This is a genomic window from Nocardia neocaledoniensis, assembly GCF_029868625.1.
GTDB lineage: Bacteria > Actinomycetota > Actinomycetes > Mycobacteriales > Mycobacteriaceae > Nocardia > Nocardia neocaledoniensis_A.
Genome location: NZ_JARWOJ010000183.1, coordinates 1 through 12648, shown reverse-complemented (window position 1 = coordinate 12648; position 12648 = coordinate 1). Strand labels below are relative to the sequence as shown.

2 protein-coding genes are annotated in these 12648 nt (G+C 71.7%); both read right to left on the bottom strand.

What is annotated here, in order from left to right; translation table 11 throughout:
* The coding region (locus QH270_RS13360) for a non-ribosomal peptide synthetase (protein WP_280341559.1) at window positions 1-11472 on the bottom strand (11472 nt) is incomplete at its 3' end.
* Window positions 11469-12155: a DUF6875 domain-containing protein gene (locus tag QH270_RS13355; RefSeq protein ID WP_280341557.1), complete on the bottom strand. Its 687-nt coding sequence runs from the start codon at window positions 12153-12155 to the stop codon at window positions 11469-11471. The genes QH270_RS13355 and QH270_RS13360, both read right to left, overlap by 4 nt.
* Window positions 12156-12648: the final 493 nt, after the last annotated feature.

Below are 12648 nucleotides of genomic sequence, written 5' to 3'. Positions count from 1 at the left end.
GGGCCGGTGGGGGGGGGGGGGGGGGGGGGGGTGGCTTTGCCGCACCCACTGGCGGCGCGGCGCCCCCGCGTGGGGTGGGCTACCGGGGCGGGGCGGGGGGCCGGGCCGCGGCCCGGGTGGCGCCGCGGCCGTGCGCACGGCCGCGGCCAGTTCGGCCACCGTCGGCGCGTCGAAGACCATGCGGACAGGGATGCGGGTGTCGAGGGCGGCACCGAGTCTGGCCGCGATCCTGGTCGCGATCAGCGAATTGCCGCCGAGGGCGAAGAAGTTGTCGTCCAGGCCGACCCTCGGCACACCGAGCAGTTCGGCGAAGATGTCGGCGACGGTGCGTTCGGTGGGGGTGACCGGAGCGCGGAACCGGCCGGACCTGAGGTCGGGGGCGGGTAGCGCGCGGCGGTCGAGTTTGCCGTTGGCGGTGCGCGGCAGTGCGTCCAGCACCACGAACGCCGTCGGCACCATGTAGGACGGAAGACGCTGCGACAACACCTCTTTCACGGCTTCCACGCCGAACGCGGCGTCGCGTTCCGGCACCAGGTAGGCGACGAGCAGTTCGCCGAGTGCCTGGTCGGTATGGACGGTGACCACGGCCTGATACACCGCCGGATCGGCGGTGAGCGCCGCCTCGATCTCACCCGGTTCGATCCGCAGGCCACGCAGCTTCACTTGCAGATCGGATCGGCCCAGGTATTCGAGGACATGTGCGCGCCTGCGCACGAGATCGCCGGTGCGGTACATCCGTTCGCTGGTCGCGAGGGCGGCGGCGGGTGTGTCCACGGAGGCGGACGCGACGGGTACCGTGCGGCCGGCAGTCGAGCGGGTGCTGTCGGCGCGTGCGGCGGGTGCGCGGTTGTCACGGCCGGGAGCGGCAGCGCCGTTCCCGGTCGTACGGTGGGTGGATCCCGAGGCGAAGGGGTTGGCGACGAAGCGGGCGGCGGTGAGGTCCGGTCGGCCGTGGTAACCGCGTGCCAGCGCGGGGCCCGCCAGGTACAGCTCGCCGACGACGCCGTCGGGGACGGGGTGCAGGCGCTCGTCCAGCACCATCGCCGCGAGGCCGGGAACCGCGGTGCCGATGGTGATCTCGCAGCCGGGACGCAGCGACCCGGTACCGGTGGCCCAGATGGTGGCCTCGGTGGGGCCGTAGTCGTTGAAATGCACGCGGCCGGGCGAGGCCCACCGCTGCACCAGCTCGGGCGGGCAGGGCTCGCCGCCGGTGATGATCGCGCGCAGGTGTTCGTGATGCACGGTGTCGACCGAACCGAGCGCCGAGGGAGTGAGCGCGATGTGGGTGACCCGCTCGCGAGCGAGCAACTCCCCCAGTTCCGCTCCGCCGAACGCGGTCGGCCCGGCGACCACCAGCGTCGCGGCGGCGCCCGCCGCGAGCAGCAGTTCCAGTACGGCGGCGTCGAAGCTGGGTGAGGCCACGTGCAGTACCCGGGATCCGGAGGTCAGCCCCAGCCGTTCCCGTTGCGCGGCGACCAGATTGGCGAGCCCGGCATGGGTGACGACCACGCCCTTGGGGCGACCCGTCGAACCCGAGGTGAAGATGACATACGCGGGGTGCGCGACTCGCACGATGCCGCGCAGTTCGGCGGGATCGATCGGCGCGTCCGAGACGGCCTCCAGTTCGGCGGCAGCCGGATCATCGAGCAGCAGCCAACGCACCGACCGCCCGCCCGAGCCGCCATCGGCGGTGGACCCATCCGCGGGAGTGATCCATGGGCGGATGGATTCGGCTCCAGACGTGGTGATGCCGAGGGTCGCGCCGGAGTCGGCGAGGATCTGGGCGATGCGTTCGGCGGGGTAGGCCGGGTCGACCGGGGCGAAGGCGGCGCCCGTCTTGGCCACCGCCCAGACCGCGAGTACCGACCACGCGCTGCGCGGCAGGGCGATCACCACGAGTTCCTCCGGGCCCGCGCCCGCCCGGATCAGGCTGCGGGCCAGCCGGTTCGAGCGTTCGTCGAGATCGCGATAGGTGAGTTCCGTTGTCCCGTCGACAAGGGCGATGCCGTCCGGGTTGGTGGCGACGGCGGTGCGCAGCAGGTCGGGGAGCAGTGCGGGCGGGGCGACGGCGGGCATCGCCGGACCGGGCAGGATCGTGCGCTCGCGGGCGTCGAGCAGATCGATATCACCGACCGGCACACCGGGATTCGTGCTCACGGCGCGCAGGACGCGCAGCCAGCGGTCGGCGAACCGCCCCACAGTAGCCGCGTCGAACAGGTCGGTGGCATAGCCGAAACGCGCCGACAGCCCGCCCGCGCCGTCGTCACCGACGGTGACGCTGAGGTCGAAGCGCAGGCTGCGCTGCTCCAGATCGATGGGCTCGACCTGGAGTTCGGGCAGCGTGAACTCGGCATGGCCGAGGTTCTGGAACACCAGCATGACCTGGACGAGCGGGTGCCTGGCCGCCGAGCGGGCGGGATCGAGCAGGTCGACGAGCTGTTCGAACGGCACCTCCGTGTGCGCGAAGGCGTCGAGGTCGGTGCGGCGTACCCGATCGAGTAGTTCGGTGAACGGCAGCGCGGTGCCGACCTGGGTCCGCAGCACCACGGTGTTGACGAACATGCCGACCACCTCGTCGAGTTCGGCGATGCCGCGCCCGGCGACCGGCGTGCCGACGGCGACGTCGTCGGTGCCGCCGAGCCGCGCGAACAGGACGGCGAGCGCGCTGTGCAGCACCATGAACAGCGAACAGCGGTTGGTCGCCGCGAGCTGTTCCAGCGCGGTCCGCGTGCGCGAGTCGACGACCCGGTGCACGGTGCCCGCGCGCAGCGACGCCACCGGTGGGCGCGGCCGGTCGGCCGGGAGTTCCAGCCGATCCGGCAGCCCGGCCAGCGTCTCGGTCCAGTAGGCCAGCTGACGAGCGGCCGGCGAGTCGGGGTCCTCGGGATCGCCGAGCCGATCACGCTGCCACAGTGTGTAGTCCGCGAACTGCACGGCGTCGGAGGGCCAGCGCGGCGTGTCCTCGGCGACCCTGGCGGTGTAGGCGGTCATCACGTCGCGGGCCAGCAATCCCATCGAGTATCCATCGGCGCTGATGTGGTGCACGACGACGGCGAGCACGTGCCGATCGGCGGCGAGCCGGAACAGCCGCACGCGCAGCGGGACGGCGGCGGCGACATCGAAACCGGCGGTGACACAGTCGAAGACGGCCTCGGACAACTCCGCCTCGGCGGTATCGATCGGCGTGACATGGTCCGCCAGTTCCTCGGGCGCCACCACCACCTGGTAGCCGACACCGTCGTGGTCGGGGTACATCGTGCGCAGCGCCTCGTGCCTGCCGACCACGTCGGTGAGCGCCGCGCGCAGGGCGGCGACATCGAGTAGGCCGGTCAGGCGCAGGACGACCGGGATGTTGTAGGCGCCGGAGTCCGGGTCGTACTGGTTGACGAACCACATGCGCCGTTGCGCGGGCGCGAGGGGAATCCGGTCGGGGCGTGGCCCGGCGCACGGTCCGCCGAGGGCGTTCGCGGGTAGGACGGTCTCGCCGCCCAGCCGGGCCGCGAGCCCGTGCACGGTCGGTGCCTCGAACACCAGCCGCAGCGGCACCTCGACCCCGAGCTCGGCGCCCAGTCGCGCGGTGACCCTGGTGGCCGACAGCGAGTCACCGCCGAGAGCGAAGAAGTCGTCGTCGGCGCCGACCTCGGACCGGCCGAGGACCGCGCCGTAGGCGTCGGCGACCAGGCGTTCGGCGCCGACCGGCGCGACATAAGGCGCCGCGGTGTGCCGTGGCTCCGGCAGCGCCCGCACGTCGACCTTGCCGTTGCCCGTGACCGGCAGCGCGTCGAGCACGGTGACCGTGGTGGGCACCAGGTGCCGGGGCAGCCTGCGCACCAGGAATTCGCGGAGCGCGGTCGGGGTCGGCTCGGCGCCGGCGACCGGTGCCACATAGGACGCCAGCGTCTGTCGCCCGTCGGGTCCCGGCCGTGGCACGGTGACCGACAGCGCGACGCCCGGCGCACCGAGCAGGGCCGCGTCCACCTCGCCCGGCTCCACCCTGATGCCGTGCAGTTTCACTTGGGAATCGTTGCGGCCCACGTAATTCAGGCGGTTGGCGGTGGTTCTGCGCACCAGATCACCGGTGCGGTACATCCGTTCGCCCGGCGCGCCGAACGGGTCGGCCACGAATCGTTCCGCCGTGCGGGCGGCCGCACCCACATAGCCGCGGGCCAGGCCGGGACCCATCAGGTACAGCTCGCCGACCGCTCCGGGCGGCACGGGGCGCAGCCAGCCGTCCAGGACCGCCAGGCCGCAGCCGGGCAGCGGCAGCCCGAGGTCGCCCGCGTCGTCCCTGCTCAGCGGCGCACTCATCGTGACGGCCACCGTGGCTTCGGCGGGGCCGTAGGAGCTGAGCATCGTGCGGCCCCGGCCAAGGCGCGCGACCAGTTCGGGCGGGCAGGATTCGCCGCCGGTGACGATCGTGCGCACCCCGGCGACCGCCGCCGTCGGCAGCGTGGTGAGGACCGCGGGCGGGGCGACCAGGTGGGTCACCCCGGTGCCGGTGATCGTGTCGGCCAGCGCGTCACCGGCAGTGGCCTCCGGCGGGGCGACCACCAGCGTCGCGCCGGTGTGACAGCTGGTGAGCCACACCAGGATCGCGGCGTCGAAGGCGGGGTTCATACACAGCAGCAGCCGGTCGCCGTGACCTGTCCGCAGGCGCTCCGCCATACCGGCGACCAGCCCGCTGAGCCCGGCGTGGGAAAGCATGACGCCCTTGGGAATTCCGGTCGAGCCGGAGGTGTGGATCAGGTAGGCGGGGTGCCCGGCGTGCAGTGGACGGATCCGGTCGGCGTCGGTCACCGGCCGGGTGGAGTAGTCGGTGGCGGTGTCGTCGACGTTCAGCCAGGTCACATCGTCGGGCAGTCTGTTTCGATGCCCGGCGCGGGTGATGCCGAGGCGGGCGCCGCAGCCGCCCGCGATGGTGGCGATGCGTTCGGTGGGGTGGTCGATGTCGACAGGGACGAAGGCGGCGCCGGACTTGGCGATCGCCCACGCGGCCAGCAGCCAGTCCGCCGAGCGCGGCAGCGCCAGCAGAACGGTGTCCTCGGGTCCCGCGCCCGCGGCGATGACGGCGCGAGCCAGCTGATTCGACCGGCTGTCGAGCTCGGCATAGCTCAGCGTTGTCGCGCTGTCCACCACGGCGATTCGGTCGCCGCCCAGTCCGTCGGCGAGCAGGTCGGGCAGCAGGCGCAGGGGTCGCGGCCGGACCCGGACGACCTCCCCACCGGGCACGCCGCGCACCGCCGCCGTCGGCCGCGCCGGATCGGCGAGCTGGTGGAGAATCCTGGCCAGCCGCTGGGCGAGCGCGGTGGCCTCCGTCTCGTCGAAGAACCGGTCCGAGCAGGTGAGCTCGAGGCGCAGGCCGTCGTGGGCGAAGGCGGCCAGGCACAGCGGATAGTGCGTGCCGTCGCGGCCGTGGAAGTCGCGGACCCGCAGCCGGGCCTGCGCCGAGGCGGCCCGCAGGGCCTCGACGTCCATCGGATACGACTCGAAGACCATGCTGGTGTCGAACAGCGGACCGAGTCCGGCGATCGCCTGGATCTCGGTGAGGCCGAGGATGTTCCGGTCCACCAGCGCGCCCTGTTCGCGCTGGACCCTGGTCAGCAGGTCACCGACCAGCTCGTCCGGTGAAAGGCCGATGCGCACCGGGACGGTGTTGACCAGCATGCCGACGATCCGCTCCGCGCCCGGCAGCTCCGGCGGACGACCCGAGACCGTGGTGCCGAAGACCAGATCGGTGTGGCCGGTCAGCTCGGCGAGCAGCAGCGCCCACGCGGTCTGCACGACGGTGTTCAGCGTAACGCCGCGCTCGGTGCGGTGGTGGTTCAGCGCGGTGGCGGTGCCCGGCGCCAACGGCACTTCCCGGCGCAGGTCGGTGGGCTCGCCGTCGTGGGTGAGTGGCGGGCGGACCGCGGTGACCAGGGTCGGCCCGGCGAGTCCGGTCAGCACGTCCGACCACGCCGCCCTGGCCGCGGCGGCGTCCTGGTCGTGCAGCCAGCTCAGGTACCGCCCGTAGGAGACCGGTTCGCCCAGGGCGGCGGTCTCGGAGTCGTAGAGCGCGAGCAGTTCGCCGAACAGCAGTGGCATGGACCAGCCGTCGAGCACGAGATGGTGGTTGGTGACGATCAGCCGCACATCGCGCGGCCCGCACCGCACGCACAGGAAGCGCAGCAGCGGTGGCTGTTCCGGGTCGAACGGGCGCGCGAGTTCCTCCGTCGCGAGCCGCGGGCAGTCGTCCTGGCTCGCCTCCAGCACCCGCCACGGCACCGTGACCTCGTCGATGACCAGCTGCACCGCCGCGTCGTCGGTGGTCACGAAGGCCGTGCGCAGGGCGGGATGCCTGCGCACGAGGGTGGTTGCGGCCGACTCGAGGCGCGCCGGATCCACCGCACCGTCGAGGGCGAAGACGGCCTGCACGGCGTACTTGTCGGGGTGCCCGGCGGTGAGCCGGGTGTGGAACAGCAGGCCCTGCTGCAACGGTGACAGCGGCCAGACGTCCTCGATGCCCGGATACCGGCGCTGCCAGCCGACGAGCTGTGTTCGGGTGACCGGTACCAGCGCGATATCCGACGGGGTCAGCCCGCCCGCACCCGGTTCGGCGATCGCCCGCGCGATCGTCGTCAGGGTCTCGTCCCAGTGCCGGGCGATGCCCGCCACCTCGTCGCGGGTGATGACTCCTGACGGGAACCGCCACACCGCATGCACTCTCGGGCCGTCCGCGTCGTCGATGGTGACCGCGTCCACGGCGAGTGCCGCGCTCGCGGGCAGGTCGGCATCGCCGGCGGCACCGAGCCGGTCGGCCACATCGACCGGCAGCCACGGCAGGCCCGCGCCGGTGCCCGCTAGCTGACCCAGGTAGTTGAACCCCACCGGCGGTTCGCCCAGGGCCGCGAGCCGTACGCTCGTGTCCGGCCGCAGGTAGCGCAGTAGCCCGAAACCGAAGCCGCCGTGCGGAACCGCGCGCAGTTGTTCCTTCACGGCCGCGACCATGGCGACCGGATCTGGATCGTCGCCGAGGTCGAGCGCGATCGGGAACTGGCTGGTGAACCAGCCGACGGTGCGTGACAGGTCGGCGCCGGGCACCACTGTCTCGTCCCGGCCGTGGCGTTCCAGCATGAGCAGCGCGGGGCCCGAGGTGCCGCGATGCTCGGAGACGGCCGCCACCAGCGCGGCGAGCAATGCCTCCTCGACGCCACAGCGCAGGGCGGTGGGCAGATGCCGCACGAGCTGTGCGCTCGTCTCGTTCGAGAGCGTGATCTCCAACCGGTCCAGCCCGGCGCCCACATCGCGCGCTGGATCGAGTTCCCGACGTCCCCAGCGCGGCTGCGGTGTCGCGAGCACACCGGACCAGTAGTCGAGCTCACCACGCCATCCCGGGTTGTCGGCCGCCGCCTCGAGCGCGTGCGCCCACGTCCGCATGGAGGTTCCGACCGGCGGCAGTTGCGGCGAATCCCCCACTGCGACAGCACTCCAGGCCGTCATGAGGTCGGCGATCAGGATGCGCCACGAGACGGCATCGACGGCCAGATGATGCACGGCGACAACCAGCCGCCCGCCGGTTTCGCGATGATCCACGCCGAGTACCTGCGGGCCCGGCTCGACGGGCCCGTGGTCATCGTTCCCGATCCGGAGGCCGCGATCACCGACCGTCTGCTGATCGCCGCTGTCCGGCTCGAGCCAGATCGCGGCGAGGACGGTACCGGCCGCGGGGTCGAGCCGGTCCACGACCGCCGCGGTCGCCGCGTCGATGGTGGACGTGTCGAGCCGGGCGCAGCGCCGGTGGGCGAGCACCGTGGCGGCGTCGATGGTCGCGGGGGCGGCCACCTCGAAGCGGTCGCCGTCGACGGCGCGGAGGCGCAGCATGTCGTGGCGGTCGAGGACGGCTTGGAGCGTGCGGGCCAGGGTGCGGCGGTCGACGTCCGCAGGCAGGGCGAGCACCATGGTCTGGGCGAAGTGCTGCCAGCCCGGGCGGGCGAGCAGCCACGCCATGATCGGTGTTCTCCGGACGTAACCCACGCCGCCGCCTGGCAATTCACGCAGGACCTGCCGCTCCCCCGGTTCGGCAACCACCGCCGCCAGTCCGGCCGGGGTGGGGTGCTCGAACACGTCACGCGCCGAGAAGACCAGGTCGGCGGTCCGGCCCAGGGACACCAGCTGGATCGACAGGATCGAGTCACCGCCGAGCGCGAAGAACGACGCCTCCGCCGACACCTCGGGCACGCCGAGAACCTGCGCGAACAGGGCGCACAGCGCCTGCTCCACCGCGGAGGCGCCGGCGCGCATCTCAGTCGGCGCGGCCGCCGGTTCGGGTAGCGCTCGGCGGTCGACCTTCCCGTTTCCGGTGAGCGGCAACGAATCCAGCACGGTGACCGTGGCGGGGACCAGATGCGCGGGCAGCCGTTCCATGCAGAATTCCCGCAGTGCCGCCCCGTCGAGGGACACCGACTCGGCATGTACCGGAACCACATACGAGGCGAGCATGTCCCGCCCCGACATTCCGACCCGCACCACTGTCACCGCGAACTCCACCCCGGGGCAGGTGGCCAAGACGGCGTCGACCTCTCCCGGTTCCACGCGCATCCCGCGCAACTTCACCTGAAAATCGCTGCGTCCCAGGTACTCCAGCACGAAACGTGTGGCCGGAGCGCCATCACCCGCACCGCCCGTCACCCGGTCCGCACCGGAGACAGCGACACCATCGAGCGGCGCGCGGCCGGTCGCGTGCCAGCGGACCAGGTCGCCGGTGCGGTACATGCGTTCGCCGGGGGCGCCGAAGGGGTTGGGCAGCATGCGCTGGGCGGTCGCGCCGGGTCGACCGGCGTAGCCGCGGGCGAGGCCCGGTCCCGCGATGTACAGCTCGCCGGGGGTTTCGGCGGGAACCGGCCGCATGCGGCGATCGAGGACGTGGAGGGTGACGCCGGGGATCGCGGAGCCGAGACCGGCGACGCGGTCGCTCGTCAGCGGCGGGGTGAAGGTCGCGGCGACCGTGGTTTCCGACGGACCGTACGAATTCACCAGGGCCCGACCGGGTCCGAACCGCGCCACCACCTCCGGCGGGCAGGTCTCACCGCCGGTGGAGACCGCGCGGACACCGTCGAGCGCGCCCGGTGGCAGCGTCGCGAGCACGGCAGGCGTCGAGCACAGGTGAGTGATGCCGGACTCGCGGATCACCGCGGCCAGCTCGGCGCCCGCCACCGAGTCGGCATCGGCGATCACCAGCGTCGCCCCGGCGGTGAACGCCACCAGCAGCTCGAGCAGCGAGGCATCGAAACTCGGATTGAGACAATGCAATACGCGCGACTCCCGATCCGCGCCATAGGCATCGCGAACCGCCGCCACCAGCGAGGCGATCCCCACATGGGTCACCACCACGGCCTTCGGCGTGCCGGTGGACCCGGACGTGAACACGATGTAGGCGGCATTACCGATCGTCGCCCGGGGCAGCGCCCCGCCCCCAGCCTCGTCGGCGGCATGCCCGAAACCGTTCCTCGCGCGCGTGTCCGGTCCGACGTCAGCCGCCGCGATACCGGCAACGCTCGCCACCTCGCCAGCGCCAGCCCCAGCAACATCGCCTGCGGCAGCGGCAGCGCCAGCAGCATCGCCGCCAGCGGCGGCCGCCCCAGCTGCAGAGCCAGGGGCGACGGCAGAACCAGCGGCGACGGCGACATCGGCAGTCGCCCCGGCAGCGACCTCGGCGTCTACAGCGGCAGCGAGGTCGGCCTCTCGCAGCAGGATCCAGTTCACCGATCGAGGCAGGTCCGCGACCTGATCGGCAGTCGTGATGCCCAGCCGCGCACCGCATTCAGCGACCATTGTCGCCAGTCGCTCCATGGGATTCGAGATACCCACCGGCACATGGACCGCGCCCGAACGGGCGACGCCCCAGAACGCCACGACCGATTCCAGCGATCGCGGCAAAGCCACGAGGACCGGGGACTCCGGGCCCGCGCCCGCGGCGACGAGTCGGCGGGCCAGGTGGGCCGAATGCTGGTCCAGCGCACCGTAGCTGAGCCTGCGATCGCCGGAGATCACTGCGGTGGCGGCGGGGCCCGCCAGCCGCAGACCGTCGTCGAGCACGTCAGTGAGCAGGCGCGGCGAGGGGGCGGGCGCACCGGACAGTCCGGCGCGCAGGGGCCGCTCGTCGGGAAGGAAGTAGTCGAACGCGCGCACCGGGGTCGCCGGGTCCGCGTCGATCATCGCCTCGAACAATGTCAGGAACCGGCGATGGTGCCGCGACAGGGTCTCGGAGTCGTAGAGATCCGGGTTCGCGGTGAAGTCCACGTGGATGGAGCTGCTCGCGCCGTGCTGATAGAAGTTGACGAACAGGTCCTCGATCGGGCCCGAGGTCAGCACGTGCAGGCTCGTCCGCACGTCGGTGAAGTCGACGTCGGTCGGGAACAGCATGATGTTGACGACCGGTCCGACGAAACCACGACCGGCCTCCCCCTGTCGCATCTCCTCGTGCCGGAACTGCTGATGCCGCAGCGCGCCCGAGACCTCCACCCGGATCGCGTCGACCAGCTCGGCGACGGTGCTGTCCCCGGCGACCCGCACGCGCAGCGGCACCACATTGGCCAGCATGCCGCCGGAACGGCGCAGCGTCGCGGTGGTGCGGCCGGACACCGGCAGGCTCAGCACCACGTCCTCGGTGCCGGTCGCCCGCGCGTAGTACACGGCCAGCGCGGCCATCGCCAGACCCGGCGTGCCGACACCGAATCGGGCGGCCGCCGCGTCCAGCCGGTCCTTCGTCTCGGCGGACAACTCCGCGCGGTGCTGGCGGCCGAGCGCGTGCGCTGGTGCCGCGGCGTCGACGAGGCTGCACCGCGACGGCATGTCGGCGGTCCGCCGCGCCCAGTACTCGGCGTCGGCGGCGAAGCGCGTGCTCGCGCGATAGCGCAGGTCCGCCTCGTGGACGGTGCGCAGGCTCGCCGCGCGGCCCGGCGGCGGCTCCTGCCCGGCGAGGGCGGCGTTGTAGAGCTCGGCGACGCGGTACAGCGCGGTCGCCGAGGCGAAACCGTCGACCACGATGTGGTGGGCACGCGAGTACCAGAGCACGCGGTCGGGAGCGATCCGGATCAGGGCCGTGAGCACCAGCCGGTCGCCGAGCAGGTCGATCGGTGCCGCGATGTCGGCGCGCATCCACCGCAGTGCCTCGGCCTCGGGGTCGGCGGCGCCGGAGAAGTCCAGGTGCGACATCGTCAGCTCGATGCGCCGGTCGACCACCTGACGCGGCCCGTCGGGAGTATCGACCAGCCGCAGCAGACCGGACTCGAACTCGCGGCTCACCTGCTGCGCCACCGCGACCAGCAGGTCGAGATCGAGCGGGCCGCGCATGTCGATGTACTGCGCCTCGTAGAGCGGCACCGTGGGGTCGAGCTGCTGGGCGTACCACATGCCCAGCTGGGCGGGCGAGAGCGGAAACTCCTCGACCGCTGCCGAATCACTCATCGGCGCGGTGGACAGTTCGCGGGTCATCGCTGTCGTCTCCCGGCACCGACGGGCTGGGGCGGCAGCACGTCCGAGTGGTACTCCGGTACCTCCTTGGCCGTGCCCGCGATGAGCCTGCCCACCACGACCTCGCGCACATGGGCGGGCAGGCCGGGCGCGAACTTCTTGACGTAGGCCGACATCCACTCCGGACGCGAGAGCAGGAACGGGAAGTCGGTGGCCATCATCGTGCGCACCACCAGCATGGGGATCGGCGCGTCGAGCGGGTGGTAGTCCTTGTTCCACAGTCCGGGTTCTGTGCAGCCGGGATAGAACTGACCGAGCATCAGTCCCCGTTCGACGAACCTGGTCTTGAGGTCGGCGTGCAACTCGTCGATCAGCGCGTAGTCGCGCAGTTCGGGAACGGCCGTGACCAGGCAGCGCAGCACCGCGGAGCCGCCCGATGCCGGCGCGAGGCGCGAGAACAACTCGAGCGCGTCCTCGATCACCAGCCGCACGTACGGCGGCCACGGGCGTGCTCCGGCGACCCGGCCGACCCAGATGAGGTCGCGACGCATCGCCGGGCCGACATAGGGGCAGACCGGCCCCTCGCGGCCGATCTCGGCCAGCGGCTGGGTCAAATGGTCAAGCGCCCATTCACGGAGACCGTCGATGGTCGCCTGCGTGAAACGCGACGCTTCGTCGGAGGTCGACAACGGAAACCAGCTCATTCCAGAACGGGTTCCAGAAATAACGTCGGTCATGATCCACCTCGCCACCCACGAGGTCGGGTATTCACCGACGACAACGCCGGGCACGCGCGCAGGGGGCCGCTCGAATATCCGGAAAGGCCTCGCTCGCACAAGGTTTCAACGCTATGCACCATGTTGTCGACTCCTGCTATAGACGGCCGAAAAGGGCCGGTTCACAGACCCTTATCTACTCAGGAGGATTCGACATCGGCCACGTACTTCAAGCCCCGACGGCTCAGTTGGATCCCACCTGTCCTGGTATATGGCATGCACAGCGCGAAACGATTCGCTCCAGGGTTACGAATAAATAACCCTCCGATCGCGGACCAATTTCCCGGTACGATTTCCGCTTTATCAACGGCCACATTTCGATCATCAATCGCTGGCCGAGCAGGGGAAATTCAGATAACACCGCGAAACTCCGGCCCGCGGCCCGAAAACAGCGGCGGCCCCCGACGAGAACGTCGGGGGC